Origin of the sequence: Sanguibacter suarezii NBRC 16159 (assembly GCF_001552735.1) — a bacterium.
Taxonomy (GTDB): domain Bacteria; phylum Actinomycetota; class Actinomycetes; order Actinomycetales; family Cellulomonadaceae; genus Sanguibacter; species Sanguibacter suarezii.
The window spans coordinates 56,274-74,436 of the sequence record NZ_BCRT01000022.1 but is presented as its reverse complement, the minus strand read 5'-3'; the positions used below and the strand labels follow the sequence as shown (position 1 = coordinate 74,436).

15 protein-coding genes are annotated in these 18,163 nt (G+C 70.0%); all 15 read right to left on the bottom strand.

The window, feature by feature from the left end; all coding sequences use genetic code 11:
• Nucleotides 1–48: 48 nt before the first annotated feature.
• Complete coding sequence (locus SS2_RS16260; RefSeq protein WP_066466021.1) at nt 49–855, bottom strand: PP2C family protein-serine/threonine phosphatase; 807 nt, start codon at nt 853–855, stop codon at nt 49–51.
• A gap of 101 nt (nt 856–956) precedes the next feature.
• Entirely contained in the window at nt 957–1,970 is a 1,014-nt protein-coding gene (locus SS2_RS16255; RefSeq protein WP_066466020.1) for a polyprenyl synthetase family protein, read from the bottom strand.
• Nucleotides 1,971–2,014: 44 nt separating this feature from the next.
• Complete coding sequence (gene nuoN, locus SS2_RS16250) at nt 2,015–3,775, bottom strand: NADH-quinone oxidoreductase subunit NuoN (protein ID WP_066466018.1); 1,761 nt, start codon at nt 3,773–3,775, stop codon at nt 2,015–2,017.
• A complete protein-coding gene (locus SS2_RS16245; protein ID WP_066466016.1) occupies nt 3,772–5,370 on the bottom strand; it encodes an NADH-quinone oxidoreductase subunit M in 1,599 nt (532 codons plus the stop codon). Before SS2_RS16245 ends, nuoN begins: the two co-directional genes overlap by 4 nt.
• A gap of 13 nt (nt 5,371–5,383) precedes the next feature.
• On the bottom strand, nt 5,384–7,303 hold the full coding sequence (gene nuoL, locus SS2_RS16240) for an NADH-quinone oxidoreductase subunit L (RefSeq protein ID WP_066466014.1): 1,920 nt from the start codon (nt 7,301–7,303) through the stop codon (nt 5,384–5,386).
• Nucleotides 7,304–7,331: 28 nt separating this feature from the next.
• Nucleotides 7,332–7,631: an NADH-quinone oxidoreductase subunit NuoK gene (gene nuoK / locus SS2_RS16235; RefSeq protein ID WP_066466012.1), complete on the bottom strand. Its 300-nt coding sequence runs from the start codon at nt 7,629–7,631 to the stop codon at nt 7,332–7,334.
• A 1-nt stretch (nt 7,632) separates the two neighbouring features.
• Entirely contained in the window at nt 7,633–8,529 is an 897-nt protein-coding gene (locus tag SS2_RS16230) for an NADH-quinone oxidoreductase subunit J (protein ID WP_066466010.1), read from the bottom strand.
• The gene (gene nuoI / locus SS2_RS16225; RefSeq protein ID WP_066466007.1) at nt 8,529–9,275 is read right to left on the bottom strand and encodes an NADH-quinone oxidoreductase subunit NuoI; all 747 of its coding nucleotides are present in this window, start codon (nt 9,273–9,275) and stop codon (nt 8,529–8,531) included. The genes SS2_RS16230 and nuoI overlap by 1 nt, the downstream gene beginning before the upstream one ends.
• Nucleotides 9,268–10,611, bottom strand: coding sequence for an NADH-quinone oxidoreductase subunit NuoH (gene nuoH / locus SS2_RS16220; RefSeq protein WP_066466005.1), 1,344 nt, complete (start codon nt 10,609–10,611; stop codon nt 9,268–9,270). The genes nuoI and nuoH overlap by 8 nt, the downstream gene beginning before the upstream one ends.
• Nucleotides 10,611–13,274 (bottom strand): NADH-quinone oxidoreductase subunit G, encoded by a 2,664-nt coding sequence (locus SS2_RS16215; RefSeq protein WP_066466004.1) that lies wholly within the window; start codon nt 13,272–13,274, stop codon nt 10,611–10,613. The genes nuoH and SS2_RS16215 overlap by 1 nt, the downstream gene beginning before the upstream one ends.
• On the bottom strand, nt 13,274–14,653 hold the full coding sequence (gene nuoF / locus SS2_RS16210) for an NADH-quinone oxidoreductase subunit NuoF (protein WP_066466003.1): 1,380 nt from the start codon (nt 14,651–14,653) through the stop codon (nt 13,274–13,276). The genes SS2_RS16215 and nuoF overlap by 1 nt, the downstream gene beginning before the upstream one ends.
• Nucleotides 14,650–15,525: an NADH-quinone oxidoreductase subunit NuoE gene (nuoE, locus tag SS2_RS16205; RefSeq protein WP_066466002.1), complete on the bottom strand. Its 876-nt coding sequence runs from the start codon at nt 15,523–15,525 to the stop codon at nt 14,650–14,652. Before nuoE ends, nuoF begins: the two co-directional genes overlap by 4 nt.
• Entirely contained in the window at nt 15,522–16,871 is a 1,350-nt protein-coding gene (locus tag SS2_RS16200) for an NADH-quinone oxidoreductase subunit D (RefSeq protein ID WP_066466001.1), read from the bottom strand. Before SS2_RS16200 ends, nuoE begins: the two co-directional genes overlap by 4 nt.
• Entirely contained in the window at nt 16,868–17,614 is a 747-nt protein-coding gene (locus SS2_RS16195; RefSeq protein ID WP_066465999.1) for an NADH-quinone oxidoreductase subunit C, read from the bottom strand. The genes SS2_RS16200 and SS2_RS16195 overlap by 4 nt, the downstream gene beginning before the upstream one ends.
• Complete coding sequence (locus SS2_RS16190) at nt 17,611–18,162, bottom strand: NuoB/complex I 20 kDa subunit family protein (RefSeq protein WP_066465997.1); 552 nt, start codon at nt 18,160–18,162, stop codon at nt 17,611–17,613. The genes SS2_RS16195 and SS2_RS16190 overlap by 4 nt, the downstream gene beginning before the upstream one ends.
• Between the last annotated feature and the right edge of the window lies 1 nt (nt 18,163).

Here is an 18,163-nt window from a genome sequence, read left to right as displayed (position 1 = left end):
TACCTCTCTGAGATGGGGAGACCAGCGCGACGCACCGGACCCTACCGACTATGCCGGATGAGCGGAGCCGTCCAGCTGCCTGTCCGCGGACGCGCTCTGCGCGCCTACCGGCTGCTCCACGTCGACGACGAGGACGGTGATGTTGTCCCGCCCGCCCGCCAGCAGGGCGTAGTTGACCAGCTGGTCGGCGGCGAGCTGGGGGTGCGGCTGCTCGCGCAGGACCTGCGCGATCGCGTCGGGGGCGACCTCCTCGGTGAGGCCGTCGGAGCAGATCATGAGGCGCTCGCCCGGGACGATGGGCAGGTACCAGCAGTCCAGCTCGGGTTCGACCATCCCGCCGAGCGCACGGGTGATGACGTTCCTGCGGGCGAAGGTCCGGGCCTCCTCCGGCGAGACCTCCCCCGCGGCCACCAGCTCCTGGACGAGCGAGTGGTCCGTGGTGACCTGGCGCAGCTCCCCGCCGGAGAACCGGTACGTCCGTGAGTCACCGACGTTCGCCACCAGCCAGCACGGCACGCCGTCACGCTCGACGACGACGGCGCCGGTCACCGTGGTCCCCGCGTTGCGGCCGGGGCGGGTGGCGATGCGGGACACCGCCCGGTGGGCGTCGCTGACAGCGGCCTGCAGGTCCGCCTCGGAGGCGCTCCCGGCATGGCCGAGGGAGCAGAGCACGGCGACGGCGGTCGCGCTGGCCTGGGCACCGGCCTCGTGGCCGCCCATCCCGTCGGCGACGAAGTACATCCCGCGCTCAGCGTGGAAGGCATCCTCGTTGGCCGGGCGGCGACGGCCGGCATGGCTGGTGGCCCCCCACCGCAGTGGAGGGACGGAAGCGGGGGCAGGGTGACGCTGGTCCACTCGCCGTCCACCTGCCTGTCCCGTCGGATGCTCATGTCCGACGCTAGCCGTCGCACGGCGAGCCTGCGATGGGGACAAGTCCCCAGCCCAGACTGTCCTGATCAGGACGTTCGGTCCACCAACGACTCGGCGAAGGACACCAGGGCGTCCTTGACGGGCCCGGCCGGCAAGGGCTCGAGCTCGCTGACCGCGGCGGCTGCCCAGGCGACCGCCTGGGCGCGCGTCTCGGCGACGACGTCGTGCAGGCGCAGGGCGGCGACTGCGGCCTCCAGTGCCTCGTCGGAGGTGAGGTCGCCGTCCAGCAGCGCCAGCAGCGCGGCGTCCTGCTCGGCGGTCTCCGACGGGCTTCCCGCACGGCCACGGAGCAGCAGGACGGGCATCGTGGGGACCTGCTCACGCAGGTCGGTCCCCGGGGTCTTCCCGGTGAGGTGCCCGTCCGAGGTGAGGTCGATGACGTCGTCGGCGAGCTGGAAGGCCACGCCGAGCTTCTCCCCGTAGCTGGCGATGATCTCGACGACCTCCGGGGAGCACCCGGCGAACATCGCACCGAAGCGGCCGGCGGTCGCGATGAGCGACGCGGTCTTGTCCGAGAGCACCTGGATGTAGTGCTGGATCGGGTCGTCCTGCGGCGTGGGGCCGACGGTCTCGTGGAGCTGGCCCAGGCACAGCCGCTCGAAGGCCTCCGCCTGGATCCGGACGGCGTCCGGGCCGAGGCCCGCGACGACCTGCGACGCCCGCGCGAAGAGCAGGTCTCCGGTGAGGATCGCGACCGAGTTGCCCCAGACCTCGTGGGCCGAGGGAGCACCGCGGCGCAACGGAGCGGAGTCCATGACGTCGTCGTGGTAGAGCGAGGCGAGGTGTGTCAGCTCCACCACGACGGCCGCGTCGGCGACCTCGGGGCGGCTGGCGTCCCCCAGCTCGGCTGCGAGCAGGGCGAGCATCGGGCGCAGCCGCTTGCCACCGGCGTCGACCAGGTGTCGGGACGCGGAGTCGGCCAGCAGGTCGACGTTCGCCACAGAGCCCCGCAGGCGCTCCTCCACGTCTGCAAGCCGTGAGGCGAGCCTCTCGGCGAGCTCGGGGTCAGGGAGTGGCAGCCCAATCGAAGCAGTAGTCACAGGTAGAACTTAGCCGGTGCGCGGCCAACATCGTGCACTGACACTCACCCGACGTCCGTCACACGGGCGATGAGATCGAGCACAGGGGCCGGCACGATGCCCAGCAGCAGCACTCCGGCAGCCATGATCGAGATGGTCGCCGCACTGAGCCCCTCCGACCTCACCACGACCACGGCCGGAGCGCCGGTAGCCACCACGACCGACGTCTGAGCCGGGTTCATCGCGATCTGCTCGCCTCCCACCAGCACCTCCGCAGGCACCTCGGCCACCTCGACGACCTCGGTGACCGTCTCGGTGGGCGGCATGAAGAACATGATGACGATGACGCGGATGTAGAAGAACACCGCCACAGCCGAGGCGAGCACACCGATCACCGCGAGCACCGTCCCGGACCCCAGGAGAGGGCTGCCCTCGACGGCGGCACTGAAGGCGGTGAACTTGGCGATGAAGCCCGCGGTGAGCGGGATGCCCGCGAAGGACAGCAGGAAGATGGAGAAGCAGGTGGCCAGCCACGGGCTGCGTCGCCCCAGACCGGCCCACTGGCCCAGGTGGGTCGCCTCACCGAGGACCTCCCCGCCCGGCCCGGTCTCGCGGACCAGCGTGATCACCGCGAAGGCGCCGATGGTCGCGAGGGAGTACGCGAGGAGGTAGAAGATGACTGCCTTGATCCCCGCGTTGTTGAAGGACAGGATCCCCACCAGCACGAAGCCGGCGTGGGCGATCGAGGAGTATCCGAGCATGCGCTTGATGTCGGTCTGGGTGGCACCGACGACGGTCCCCACGATCATCGTGGCGATGGCCACGACCCACAGCGCGACCTTGACGGCCTCGAGCATGTCGATCGAGCCGGAGAAGCCGCCGGTGTAGATGAGACGCAGCAGCGCACCGAAGGCCGCGACCTTGGTGCAGGCCGCCATGAACCCGGTGATGGGTGTGGGCGCGCCCTGGTAGACGTCAGGGGTCCAGGCCTGGAAGGGCACCGCACCGACCTTGAACAGCAGGCCGGAGATGACCATGAGGATGCCCACGAGCCAGAGCAGCTCCCAGTTCTCCGGCGCACCACCCTGGGCGACCGCACCGGAGATGCGCCCGATCGCGTCGAAGCGCACGGAGCCGGAGTAGCCGTAGAGCAGCGCGGCACCGAAGAGGAAGACCGCCGAGGCGAAGGCCCCCAGCACGAAGTACTTGAAGGACGCCTCCTGCGAGAGCAGGCGGCGCCTGCGTGCCATGCCCGAGAGCACGTACAGCGGCAGCGAGAGCACCTCGAGGGCGATGAACATCGTCAGCAGGTCCCCGGCCGCGGGGAAGATCATCATGCCGCCGACGGCGAACATGAGCAGCGGGTAGACCTCGGTCTGGACCAGGCCCAGTCGCCGCGCCAGCTCCTCGTGCTCGGAGCCGGGGATCGACGCGGCGCTCGGGGTGAAGGCGTCCTGCTTCACCGCGGTGCGGTCCACGACGACGGCCAGCGCGAAGAAGGCCATGAGCACGATGGTGCCCTGGAAGAGGAGTGCGACGCCGTCGAGCTGGAGCACCCCGCCGAAGACGACGACGCCACCGGGGCCGCCCTCCCCCAGCCAGGTCACGCCCTGCCACACGATGACGGCGAAGGCGGCCGCCAGCGCGACCATGGTCATGACGACCTGGACCGTGCGCCGGTGAGCGGCAGGGACGAAGGACTCCACCAGCACACCGAGCACGCCGGCGCTGATGACGATGATGAGCGGGGTGAGCGCGAACCACGCCACCTCGGGCGCGACGAAGGTTCCCGCGGCTGCGGCCGTCTGTGCTGCCTGGGCGATCATGAGTCGCTCCCCTCGGTTGACGCGTCAGAGGACTGTTCTGCGATGGCGCCGTCGGTGACCACGCCTGCCACGCTCACCGCAGCCGGGTCCCTGACGAGGTCGAGGGCAGGGGCGGGGTAGAAGCCGAAGATCAGCAGGACCGCGATGAGCGGAGCCACCACCCACTTCTCCCGTCCGGACAGGTCCGGGGTGCTGGAGAGCTCGCTGCGGACCGGACCGGTGAAGATCCGCTGGTAGGTCACCAGGATGTACAGCGCCGCGAGGATCACCACGAAGGCCGAGACGATCGCGGCGACCGGGTTGGTCTCGAAGGCGCCGATGAAGACGAGGATCTCCGAGACGAAGGGGGAGAGACCAGGCAGCGACAGCGCGGACAGACCGGCCACGAGGAAGGTCCCGGCCAGCACGGGGGTGACCTTGGCCAGGCCGCCGAGGTCGGCGATGTTCCGCGACCTGCCCGACGGGGACCGCAGGATGATGAACCCCGCGATGAGGAACAGCAGCCCGGTCGAGATCCCGTGGTTGAACATGTAGAAGGAGGATCCGGCCACGCTCACCTCGGTGAAGGCGAAGATCCCCAGGATGATCACACCGAAGTGGGAGACCGAGGTGTACGCGATCAGGCGCATGAGGTCCTGCTGGCCCAGAGCGAGCAGGGCGCCGTAGAGGATCGAGATCACCGCGAGCACGATGATCACCGGCGCCGCCCACTGGGAGGCGCCCGGGAACAGCGGCAGGCACAGGGTGAGCATCCCGAAGGTGCCGACCTTGTCCAGCACACCCACGAGCAGCACGGACGTGCCAGCCGGTGCGTGCTCGGCGGCGTCGGGCAGCCAGGAGTGCACGGGGAACATCGGCGCCTTGATCGCGAAGGCGAGGAAGAAGCCGAGGAAGAGCAGCCGCTCGGTGACCGGAGCCATCTCGAGCCCGGTGAGGTTGGCGGTGAGGAAGCCCTGCTCCCCGCCCGGCCCCTGGAAGAACAGCGCGATGACCGCGACGAGCATGATCAGCCCGCCTGCCAGGGAGAAGATGAGGAACTTGATCGCCGCGTAGCGGCGGCGGGCGCCCTCGCCGAATCCGCCGATCATGAAGTAGACGGGGATGAGCATCGCCTCGAAGACGACGTAGAACAAGAAGACGTCGCGGGCGGCGAAGATGAGCACCATGCACGTCTCGAGCAGCAGCACGAGCGCGAGGTAGTGGCGGAGCCGGCGGGCACCGACGAGGGCGACCTCCGAGCCGGGCTCGCCGGCGGTCACACCCTGCTCACGCCAGGCGGCACCGATGACGAGCGGGACGAGCAGCACCGACAGGACGACGAGCAGCAGGGCGACACCGTCGACGCCGAGGGCGTAGCTCGCCCCGATCTGCGGGATCCACTCGTGCTGCTCGCTCAGCTGGTGGACTCCGGCGGCCGAGGTGTCGAAGGCCGCGACGGCCAGGGCCACCAGGACGAGCTCGACGAGGGAGAAGCCCAGTGCGACGGGTCGCACCAGGGACAACCGGCTGGCCGGCAGGGCCCACAGGACGAGCGCACCGACGAGCGGCACGACGACGAGGATGGTGAGCCAGGGAATGGTCGGATCGATAGTCATCAGGGCGCCCCTCTCAGTTCCACACGAACAGGACGACGACAACCAGCACAAGGAACCCCGCAAGCATCATGGCGGCGTAGGACCGCACGAATCCGTTCTGCATCCGCTTCACACCGGCGCCGATCAGCGCCAGCATCCCCGCCAGGCCCATGAAGGCGCCGTCGACGACCCTCTTGTCCAGGTAGACCAAGGACCGGGTGAGGTACTGCCCCGGACGCATGAACAGGTTCTCGTTCACAGCGTCCTGGTAGAGATCCACGCGAGCCGCCCGGGTGAGCGGGGTGCCGTGCGGAGGGGTGAGGGGCACGGCTGAGGCCGCGTACTGGCGCCAGGCCAGGAATGCCCCGATGAGCACGAGCACGATGGTGGTCACCACGATGACCGGGATCGGCAGCACCGGGTCGTGGTGAGCCACGTGACCGGTGACCGGCTCCAGCCAGGTGGTGAAGCCGCCGCCGATGGCGAGCACCCCGCCGAGGCCGGCGGAGCCGACCGCAAGGATGATCATCGGCCACGTCATGAGGGCAGGTGACTCGTGGGGGTGGCGCACCGGCAGCTCGGAGCCGTCGGAGAGGTCCTTGGTCCAGCGCTTGTCCCCGTAGAAGGTCATGAAGAACAGCCGCGACATGTAGAAGGCGGTGATCCCTGCGCCGACCAGCGCCACCATGCCGAAGACCCAGGGCTGCCAGCCGTGGCCCTCCCCGGCGGCGAAGGCGGACTCGATGATCTTGTCCTTGCTCCAGAACCCCGAGAACGGCGGGATACCGAGGATGGCGAGCCACCCCAGACCGAAGGTCACCCAGGTGATCTTCATGAACTTCGACAGCGCGCCGTAGTGGCGCATGTTCACGTCGTCGTCCATGCCGTGCATGACCGAGCCGGCGCCGAGGAACATCCCGGCCTTGAAGAAGCCGTGGGTGATGAGGTGGAAGATCGCGAAGGCGTAGCCGATCGGTCCCAGGCCCGCGGCGAGCATCATGTACCCGATCTGGGACATGGTCGAAGCGGCGAGGGCCTTCTTGATGTCGTCCTTGGCGCAACCGACGATCGCTCCGAAGAGCAAGGTGATCGCACCGATGATCGCGGTGACCAGGAGCGCGTCCGGGGCGCCGGTGAAGATGGGGCCGGAGCGCACCACGAGGTAGACACCGGCGGTGACCATGGTTGCTGCGTGGATGAGCGCGGAGACCGGCGTGGGGCCGGCCATCGCATCCCCGAGCCAGGACTGCAGCGGGAACTGTGCGCTCTTGCCGCACGCCGCCACCAGGAGCATGAGCGCGATCGCGGTGAGCGTGCCCTCGTCGGAGATGCCCGGCGCCTCGGTCAGCACCGTGGAGAAGTCCAGCGCACCGAAGGTGTTGAACATGAGCATGAGCGCGACGATCATGCCGACGTCGGCCACGCGGTTGACGATGAACGCCTTCTTCGCGGCGGTCGCGTTGGCCGGGACGTGGTTCCAGAACCCGATGAGCAGGTAGGACGCCAGACCCACGCCCTCCCAGCCGACGAACAGCAGCAGGTAGGAGTCAGCCAGCACGAGCAGCAGCATGGCCGCGACGAAGAGGTTGAGGTAGGCGAAGAACCGGCGGCGGTCGGCGTCGTGCTCCATGTAGGCCACGGAGTACACGTGGATGAGGGTGCCGACGAAGGTCACCAGCAGCACGAAGGTGAGGCTCAGCGGGTCGATCCGCAGGCCCGCCTCGACGGTGAGGGGCCCGGCGTCGATCCAGTCGAAGAGGTTGACGTCGACCACCCGGTCGCTCGCGTCCCGGCCCAGCAGGGCGACGAGGACGAGCGCGGCGACGACGAAGCTCGCCCCGGAGGTCGCGACGCCGAGCCAGTGGCCCCAGGCGTTGCTGCGACGTCCGGCGAGCAGCAGCACGGCGGCGCCCAGCAGCGGGATGGCGATGAGCAACCAGGCAGCATCGATCATGGAGTTGTCCACTCTGACCGTTCCCCTGTCAGTTCTTCAGCAGGTTGGCGTCGTCGACCGACGCGGACCTGCGGGTGCGGAAGATGGACACGATGATGGCGAGACCGACGACGACCTCGGCGGCGGCGACGACCATCACGAAGAAGGCGATGACCTGACCGGTGAGGTCCCCGTGCATCCGGGCGAAGGTCACGAAGGCGAGGTTCGAGGCGTTGAGCATGAGCTCGATCCCCATGAACACGATGATCGCGTTCCGTCGCAGCAGGACCGTCGCGGCACCGATGGAGAAGAGGATCGCGGACAGGACCAGATAGTTGGTGAGCTCCATCTCAGCGCTCCTCCTCGGTGGTTCGGGGGGACTGCTCCTGCGCAGGGAGCGGCGCCTGCGGCTCCACCAAAGGCTCTACCGGCGGCTCTGCCTGCGGCTCGACCAGCCGTTCCACGGCCGGGCGGACCGGACCGGTGGGAGTCTGCGTGCTCTGCTTGAGCTCGGTGAGGATCGGCAGCTCGTTCTCGAGCGGAGCGCCGCGCTCCTGACCGCGCACCCGCAGCACCCGCGAGACCGAGGCCTCGATGGGCTGACCGTGCGGGTCCAGGGCCGGCACGTCCATCGCGTTGCGCTGGGCGTAGACGCCGGGTGCCGGCAGCGGCACGAGCGACTTGCCGCCGAGCACGCGGGCGTCGGCCATCTCCTTCTGGCCCACCCGCGGGGTGAGCCGCGCCTTGTGGGTCAGGGTCAGCGCCGCCAGGGCCGCGGTGACCAGCAGGATGCCGACGACCTCGAGGTCGAAGACGAAGTCGGAGAAGAGGATGCGGGCCAGCCCCACTGGGTTGGTCTCCGCGTTGGCTGCGGCGAGGCCGACCCCCTCGGGGAAGGCCACCCGGGTGATGACCCCGACCAGGACCGCGCCCAGGCCCAGCCCGAACAACCAGCCGGCCAGGCGCTGACCCTTGATCGTCTCCACCAGGGAGTCCGAGGCGTCCACGCCCACGAGCATGATGACGAAGAGGAAGAGCATCATGACCGCGCCGGTGTACACCACGACCTGGACGATCCCCAGGAACGGGGCCTCCTGCGCGACGTACAGCACGGCCAGGCAGATCATGACGAAGACGACGCAGAGGGTCGCGTGGACCGCCTTGCGGGCGAAGACCAGCCCGAGGGCAGCCAGCACCATGAGAGGGGCGACGCACCAGAAGAGGACTGCCTCGCCACCGCTCACCATCAGCGCACCGTCCCGGTCGACGGAGCGGCCGGAGACGACGGCGAGGAGGGCGCTGCTGATGACGCTGACGAACCTGACGCGGCGGCGACGGCTGCGCGCGCGGAGTCGAGGGTCGGGTCGTCGGGGCGGTGCTCGGCGACCCAGTCCACCTGCTCGGCGACGGGGCCGGTGATCTCACCCCGGTAGTACTGGGTGTCCTCGGTCCCGGGGACCATGGGGTGGGGCGCGGCGAGCATGCCCTCACGCAGCGGGGCCAAGAGGTCCTCCTTCTCCCAGATGAGACCCGCGCGGGTGGGCCCGGCAAGCTCGTACTCGTTCGTCATCGTCAGGGCGCGGGTGGGGCAGGCCTCGATGCACAGCCCGCAGAAGATGCACCGCAGATAGTTGATCTGGTAGACGCTGCCGTAGCGCTCACCGGGTGAGCGGTGGGCACCGTCGGGCAGGCCGGCGTTGCTGGCGCCCTCGACGTAGATGGCGTCCGCCGGGCACGCCCAGGCGCACAGCTCGCAGCCGATGCACTTCTCGAGCCCGTCGGCGTACCGGTTGAGCTGGTGGCGGCCGTGGTAGCGGGGCTTGGTCGGCACCTTCTCGAAGGGGTACTGCTCGGTCACGGTGGGCCGGAACATCGAGGCGAAGGTCACGCCGAAGCCGGCGATCGGGGCGAGGATCTCCCCGATCCCGGTGGGCGGCTCGATCTGCGGCTCGTACGGCTCGTGCGGCTCGTGCGGCGTGCGCTCGTCACTCATCGTCGTCCTTCCCGGTGGTCGAGGTGTCGGTCGAGGAAGGTGTCCCCGGGGCTCCCGCGCCGATGGCGGCACGGGCGCGGCGCTCAGCGCGCGGTGAGGGCGGGAGCTTCTGACCAGGCAGCGGCGGCACCGGGTACCCGGCGGCGAAGGCGTCGAAGGCCTCGTCGGAGCCAGCGGCTCCTGCGGCTCCCGCAGCCCCGGCCGGGGCCTTCTCCGGGATGAACCGCAGCACGACGATCACCACGATCGCGACGGCGAAGATCACCACACCCACGGTCTGCAGGTTGACGTCGTGGAACTCACGCAGGCCGCGGATGATCGAGACGCAGACGATCCAGCCGAGGGCGAAGGGGATGAGGACCTTCCAGCCGAAGCGCATGAACTGGTCGTAGCGCAGTCGCAGCACCGTGCCACGGACCCAGACGAAGAGGAACATGAACATCCACATCTTCACCAGGAACCAGGCGATGGGCCACCAGCCCTCGTTGAACATGCCGTCGTTGATCGACGAGATCGGCCACGGTGCGCGCCACCCGCCCAGGAACAGCGTCGTGGCAACGGCCGAGACGTTGATCATGTTGATGTACTCGGCGAGGAAGAACCAGGCGAACTTCATCGAGGAGTACTCGGTCATGTAGCCCGAGACGAGCTCTCCCTCGGCCTCGGGGAGGTCGAAGGGCAGGCGGTTGGTCTCACCGATCATCGAGATGACGTAGATGAGGAAGGCCGGGAAGAGCGGCAGGATGAGCCAGTAGTCGGTCTGGCCGGCCACGATCTCACCGGTGGACATCGATCCGACGACGATGAACACGCTCACCAGGGACAGGCCCATGGCCAGCTCGTAGCTGATCACCTGGGCGGTCGAGCGGACCGCGCCGAGCAGGGGGTAGGTGGACCCGGAGGCCCAGCCGCCGAGGATGATGCCGTACACCCCGACCGAGGCGCAGGCCAGGATGTACAGGACCGCGACCGGGAAGTCGGTCAGCTGGGCCGGGGTGGTGATGTCCGTGAAGGGGATCCGCACCTGCGGGCCGAGCGGGATGACCGCGAAGGTCAGCAGCGAGCAGAACACCGCGATCATCGGGGCGATGAGGTAGACGAACTTGTCCGCCGCCTTGACCGTGATGTCTTCCTTGAGCAGCAGCTTCATCGCGTCGGCCAAGGACTGCAGCAGCCCGAAGGGTCCGTGCACGTTGGGGCCGGGCCGCACCTGCATGCGGGCCACGACCTTGCGCTCGAACCAGATCGCCAGCAGCACGCTGGTGAGCAGGAACACGAGGATGAGGACAGCCTTGACGAGATACGTCCAGAAGGTGTCGTTGGAGAAGTCGACCATCACGCGTCCTGCCCTTCGACGTTCTCGGACCCGGGGCGAGTGTCGCCGTCGTCGGGCCGGGAGACCTCGACGATGGCCCCCGGTCCGACGCCCAGGGTGCGGTGCACCTGCGAGCCGGGAGAGTTGAGCGGCAGCCAGACGACATGGTGAGGCATGTCCGTGACCACGAGCGGCAGCGTGATGCTGCCCGACGCCGTGGAGACGGCGACGAGAGCGCCGTCACCGGGGAGGTCGAGCGCCTGGGCGGTGCCGGCGGACATCCGCGCGACAGGCCGCTTGGCCGTGCCGGCGAGGAAGGCCTCGCCGTCCTGACCCCGGCCGCAGTCGAGCAGCATGCGCCAGCCGGCCAGGACTGCCTGGCCCGGTACCGGGCTGGGCGGCTCGTGGGCCGAGACGTCCGGGGCAGGCACCCGGGCGCCGTCCCAGGGGCCGAGCTGGTCGATCTCGGCACGCACCGCGTCGAGGGTGCCCAGGCCGAGCTGGACGCCCATGGCGTCGGCGATCGCGTCGAGGACGCGGTGGTCAGCCATCGCCACGGAGTCCAGCGCCTGGCCGAAGGGACGCACACGTCCCTCCCAGTTCCAGAACGCCCCGGCCTTCTCGGCCGGCGGGGCGACCGGGAAGACCACGTCGGCGTGGGCGGTCACGTCAGAGGCGCGGACCTCGAGGGAGACGACGAAGTCGGCCACCTCCAGGGCCGCCCGTGCGGCGTCAGGGTCGGGCAGGTCGCCGAGCTCGACCGAGCCGGTCACCACGGCGCGCAGGTCGCCGTCGGCGAGCCCGGCGAGGATGGCGGCGGTGTCGCGGCCGGAGGCCTGCGGGAGGGACGGTGTCCCCCACGCCGCGGCGAGGTCGACGCGCGCGGCGGCGTCGGCCACCGGACGGCCCCCGGGCAGCACCGAGGCGAGCGCACCCATCTCGAGCGCACCGCGCTCCCCCGCACGGCGCGGGATCCAGGCGACGCGGGCGCCGGTGCGCTGCGCCAGGCGCAGCGCCGCGGAGTATCCGCCGGGCACGGCGGCCAGCCGCTCACCGACGATGACGATCGCACCGCCGGCCCCGGCGGCACCCTCGAGGGCGAGACGTACGTGAGCGAGGTCCTCCTCGGAGCCGATCGCGTCGAGCACCTCGGCCTCGGTGCCCGGGGCGGCGCGCAGCAGCGTGCCGCCGTCGGCTCCGATGCGAGCCAGGCCGCGGGTGGCGAAGGGGGCGATCGAGTAGGCCTTGAGGCCGTTGGCGAGGGCGCCCTTGCGCAGCCGCAGGAAGACGATGCCGGCTTCCTCCTCGGCCTCGATCCCCACGAGCAGCACCACGGAGGCCCGCTCGAGGTCGGCGAAGGTCACCCCGATCCCGGACCCGGCCACCGTGGAGGCGAGGAAGGCCTCCTCCTCGGCGGAGTGGTCACGGGCGCGGAAGTCGATGTCGTTCGTGTCCAGGGCCACCCGGGCGAACTTGGCGTAGGCGTAGGAGTCCTCGATGGTCAGTCGACCACCGGTCAGCACGCCGACGCCCCCCGCGGAGCGACCGTCAGCGCCCTGCGCGGCGCGCAGCCCGGCGGCGGCCGCGTCGAGGGCCTCCATCCAGCTGGCAGGACGCAGCTCGCCGCGGAACCCGCCCTCGCCGCGCTCACGGATGAGCGGGGTGGTCAACCGGTCCGGCGCGCTCTGCCAGGTGAAGGCGAAGCGGTCCTTGTCGGTGATCCACTCTTCGTTGACGGCCGGGTCGTCCCCCGCCAGACGGCGCATGACCGTCCCGCGGCGGTGGTCCACCCGGATCGCCGACCCGGAGGAGTCGTGCTCGGAGACCGACGGCGTCGAGACGAGGTCGAAGGGCCGCGAGCGGAAGCGGTAGGCCGCCCCGGTGAGGGCGCCGACCGGGCAGATCTGGACGGTGTTGCCCGAGAAGTAGGACGCGAAGGGCAGGCCGGACTCGTCCGGCTCGGCGAAGCCCGCCGGGGTCTCCGCCCCGACCAGCCCTGGGTCGACGTCGTCCCAGCGGTCGATCGAGGAGTCGGCGAAGCCGAGGACCGACGGGTCGAAGCGGCCGATCTGCTGCTGCGCTCCGCGCTTCTGCAGGTCGATGAAGGCGTCTCCGGCGATCTGCTTGGAGAACCGCGTGCAGCGCTGGCACAGCACGCAGCGCTCCCGGTCGAGCAGGATCTCGGTGGAGATGGCGATCGGCTTGGGGAAGGTCCGCTTGACGTCGATGAACCGGCTGGTCGCCCGGCCGTTGCTCATCGCCTGGTTCTGCAGCGGGCACTCCCCGCCCTTGTCGCACACCGGGCAGTCCAGCGGGTGGTTGATGAGCAGCAGCTCCATGACCCCCTGCTGGGCCTTGTCGGCGACCGGGGAGGTGTGCTGGGTCTTGACGATCATGCCCGGGGACGCCTCGAGCGTGCAGGAGGCCTGCGGCTTGGGCATCGGGCGGACGTTGCCCTCCCGGTCAGGCATGGCGACGTCGACCAGGCACTGGCGGCAGGCGCCGGCCGGCTGGAGCAGCGGGTGGTCGCAGAACCGCGGGATCTGGATGCCCACCTGCTCGGCTGCCCGGATCACCAGGGTGCCCTTGGGCACGGCCATCTCCACGCCGTCGATCGTGAAGGTCACGAGGTCCGCCGCAGCGGGGCCCTTCTCGACAGCGCCCTTGTTGTCGGTGACGGTCATCAGTGGCCTCCTGCGCCAGTTCCCGCGAGCACCGCGCGCGGCTTGGGCGTGTAGTCGAACAGAGCAGAGCGCTCCGGGGGGAACAGCTCGCTCACGGGGGTGTGCATGCCGGCCTCGAACTCCTCGCGGAAGTACTGGATCGCCGAGGTGATGCACGACGTCGCGCCGTCGCCGAGGGCACAGAAGGCGCGGCCGAGGATGTTGTCGCAGGTGTCCAGCAGGGTGTCGATGTCGGTCTGGGTGCCCTGACCGAGCTCGAGCCGACGCAGGATCTGCTTGAGCCAGTACGTGCCCTCCCGGCAGGGGGTGCACTTGCCGCAGGACTCGTGGGCGTAGAACTCCGTCCACCGCGTCACCGCGCGGACCACCGAGGTGGTCTCGTCGAAGATCTGCAGCGCACGGGTGCCGAGCATCGAGCCGGCCTTGGCGACCGACTCGTAGTCGAGGGGCACGTCGAGGTGGGCGGCGGTGAAGATCGGCGTGGAGGACCCGCCCGGGGTCCAGAACTTCAGCTCCCGGCCGCCGCGGACCCCTCCCGCCATCTCGAGCAGCTCGCGCAGCGTGATACCCAGCGGCGCCTCGTACTGACCCGGGCGGGTGACGTGCCCGGACAGGGAGAACAGACCGTGACCGGCCGAGCGCTCGGTGCCCATGGACGTGAACCACTGCGCCCCCCGAGCCACGATCTGGGGCACGGAGGCCACCGACTCGACGTTGTTGACCACCGTCGGGCGGGCGTAGAGCCCGGCGACGGCGGGGAACGGCGGCTTGAGCCGCGGCTGCCCGCGCAGACCTTCGAGGGAGTCCAGCAGAGCCGTCTCCTCACCGCAGATGTACGCACCGGCTCCGGCGTGCACGGTGACGTCGAGGTCGAAGCCCGAACCCTGGATGTCCTTGCCCAGGTACCCGGCGGCGTAGGCCTCCTCGACAGCCTTGAGCAGGCGGCGATAGACGTGCAGCACCTCACCGCGGACGTAGATGAAGGCGTGGTTGCAGCCGATCGCGTAGGACGTGATGATCACGCCCTCGATGAGGAACTGCGGGGTGGCGAGCATGAGCGGGATGTCCTTGCAGGTCCCCGGCTCAGACTCGTCGGCGTTGACGACGAGGTACCGCGGTCCGCCGTCGGGGGCCGGCAGGAAGCCCCACTTCATGCCGGTCGGGAACCCGGCGCCGCCGCGTCCGCGCAGGCCGGAGTCCTTGACCGTCTGGACGACGTCGCCGGGAGGCTGGGCGAGCGCCGCGCGCAGGCCCTCGTAGCCGCCGTTGGCGAGGTAGGTCTCCAGCGTCCAGGACTGGTCGGCGTCCCAGAAGGCTGACAGCACAGGGGCGAGCACGGTGGGGTGCGGTGCGTCCGTGGTGGCTGGCTGGTCGCTCATCGCTCTGCCTCCGGGGTGGTGTCGGCAGGGCCGACGGGTGGACGTTCGGCGCTCGACTGCTCGGCGCCGGTGGAGGGGGCGCCGTCCGTGGGCTGAGCGCCGGAGGCGTCACCCGTGGCTGCGCCGCTGGTGTCCTCGGTGGCGCCGTCGCCCTGGTCGGGCTGCTCCGTGCCGGGGGCGACCCAGCCGTGCTCCCGGGCCAGGACGGTGCCGGCGACCGTCGGGGCTCCGGCGCCCACGCCTTCGTCGGCGCGGCCGTCGGTGAAGCCGGCGAGCACCCGGGACATGGCCTTGAAGTCGCAGACGGACAGGGCGCCGCGGCTGGGGGCGACGTCCTTGCCCAGGCGCAGGTCGTCGACCATGGCGGTGGCGCTGGCCGGGGTCTGGTTGTCGAAGAACTCCCAGTTGACCATCACCACGGGGGCGTAGTCGCAGGCCGCGTTGCACTCGACCCGCTCGAGGGTGATCGCGCCGTCCTCGGTGGTCTCGTCGTGCCCCACGCCCAGGTGGTCGCTCAGCTCGTCGAAGATCTCGTCACCGCCCATGATCGCGCACAGGGTGTTGGTGCAGACGCCGACGGTGTACCGGCCGTTGGGCCGGCGCTTGTACTGGGTGTAGAACGTGGCGACCGCGGAGACCTCGGCGGGCGTGATGGACAGCATGTGCGCGCAGAAGCCGATGCCGTCGCGCGAGACGAAACCGTCCTCGGCCTGGACCAGGTGCAGCATGGGCAGCAGCGCCGAACGGGCCTGCGGGTAGCGGGCGATGATCGCGCGGGCGTCCGCCTCGAGGCGGGCGAAGGTGACCGAGTCGTAGCCGGACCCCGGACGGGGTCCGGGCCAGCCGCCGGTCGGCTGAGTGTCGATGCTCATCGGTCCACGCCTCCAAGAACTGGGTCGAGTGATGCCACGGCCACCACGACGTCAGCCACCTGGCCGCCCTCGCACATGAGCGCCACGGCCTGCAGGTTGTTGAACGACGGGTCCCGGAAGTGCGCCCGGTAGGGGCGCGTGCCGCCGTCGGACACGATGTGCGCGCCGAGCTCACCGCGCGGGTGCTCCACGGTCTGGAAGACCTGACCGGTCGGCACCCGGAAACCTTCGGTGACCAGCTTGAAGTGATGGATCAACGACTCCATCGACTCGCCCATGATCTCCTTGATGTGATCGAGGGAGTTGCCCATCCCGTCGGTCCCGATGGCCAGCTGGGCCGGCCAGGCGATCTTCCGGTCCGCGACCATGACCGGCTCGCCGGTGGACTTCTCCAGGCGCTCGATGCACTGCGCGGCGATCTTCAGCGACTGGTAGCACTCCTCGATGCGGAGCACCACGCGGGAGTAGGCGTCAGCGTCGGTCGAGGTGGGCACCTCGAAGTCGTAGGTCTCGTAGCCGCAGTACGGGTTGGCCTTGCGCACGTCGTAGGGCAGGCCCGCCGAGCGCAGCACGGGACCGGTGACCCCCAGCGCCATGGCGCCGGCCAGGCTGAGGTGCCCGGTGCCCTTGAGCCGCGAGACGAAGATGGGGTTGGCGAGCATGAGGTCGGTCAGCTGCTTGATGTACTTGCGGACCTCGGTGTCCACCCGCGCGAACTCCTGCGCCAGGCCGGCTGGGACGTCCTGGGCGACTCCGCCGGGACGGACGAAGGCGTGGTTCATCCGCAGCCCGGTGATCATCTCGAAGATCCGCAGGATCTCCTCGCGAGCGGTGAAGGAGATGGTCATGACGGTCGTCGCGCCCATCTCGTTGCCACCGGTCCCCAGGCACACGAGGTGGCTGGCGACGCGGTTGAGCTCCATCAGCAGGACCCGGATGACCTGGGCACGCTCGGGGACGTCGTCGGCCACGCCGAGCAGGCGCTCGACGGCCAGGCAGTACGCCGTCTCCTGGAAGAAGGGCGCGAGGTAGTCCATCCGTGTGCAGAAGGTCACACCCTGGGTCCAGGTGCGGAACTCCATGTTCTTCTCGATGCCGGTGTGCAGGTAGCCGATGCCGCAACGGGCCTCGGTGACCGTCTCCCCGTCGATCTCGAGCATGAGGCGCAGCACGCCGTGGGTGGACGGGTGCTGAGGGCCCATGTTGACGACGATGCGCTCTTCGCCGAGCTCGGCGATCTCCGCGGCGATCTCGTCCCAGTCGCCGCCGGAGGCCTCGAAGCTCGGCAGGCCGGCGTCGTCCACCGGTGCCTTGGTCGCGTGCGGGCGACCCTGTGATGGCGTCATGAGTACGACCTCCTCGTGTCCGGCGGGGGCACCGTGGCGCCCTTGTACTCCACGGGGATGCCGCCGAGCGGGTAGTCCTTGCGCTGCGGGTGCCCGGGCCAGTCGTCAGGCATCTCGATGCGCGCGAGGGCCGGGTGGCCGTCGAAGATGATGCCGAAGAAGTCCCAGGTCTCGCGTTCGTGCCAGTCGTTGGTCGGGTAGACCGTCGTCGTGGTCGGGATGTGCGGGTCGGCGTCCGGGACGGCGACCTCCAGGCGCAGGTTGCGTCCGTGGGTGATCGAGGTGAGGTGGTAGACGGCGTGCAGCTCGCGGCCGGTCTCGCTCGGGTAGTGCACCCCGGAGACGCCCAGGCTCAGCTCGAACCGCAGGTCCTGGTCGTCGCGCAGCGCCTGGCAGACGGCGACGAGGTGCTCGGGCGCCACGTGCAGGGTCAGCTCGGAGCGCGTGCTGGAGGCGAAGGGCGGGTCGACGAGAACGCTCTCGATCGCGGCATCAGCGTCCACGCCGGCCTCGGCGAGCACCTCGGCCAGGACGTCCACGACCTCGTCGTACCAGCCACCGTAGGGGCGGGGGCTGGCCGAGGGCATGACGACCGGGCGGACCAGGCCGCCGAACCCGGAGGTGTCTCCGGTCCCGTGCACCCCGAACATGCCGGTGCGGACCTCGACGACCTCGAGAGGAGGTCGGCGACGCTCGGTCCCGGCGAGGGCCTCGACGTCGCCGCCAGGGGTGACGTCCGTCATCGCAGGAGCCCCTTCATCTCGTGGGTGGGGGTGGCCACGAGCGCGGCCGCCTCGGCGGCGCGGGCCGCCTCCTTGCGGTTGACCCCGAGCGGCTCGTCCTGGATCTGCTTGTGCAGCTCGAGGATCGCGTTGATGAGCATCTCCGGGCGCGGGGGGCAGCCGGGCAGGTAGATGTCCACGGGCACGATATGGTCGACGCCCTGGACGATCGCGTAGTTGTTGAACATGCCGCCGCTGGAGGCGCAGACGCCCATCGACAGCACCCACTTGGGCTCGGCCATCTGGTCGTAGACCTGGCGCACGACGGGGGCCATCTTCTGGCTCACGCGGCCGGCGACGATCATGAGGTCAGCCTGGCGCGGGGAGGCGCGGAACACCTCCATGCCGAAGCGGGACAGGTCGAACCGGCTGGCGCCGGCCGCCATCATCTCGATCGCGCAGCACGCCAGACCGAAGGTCACCGGCCACAGCGACCCCTTGCGGAAGTATCCGGCGAGGTCTTCGATCGTCGTCAGGAGGAATCCTGAGGGAGCCTCTTCGATCCCCATG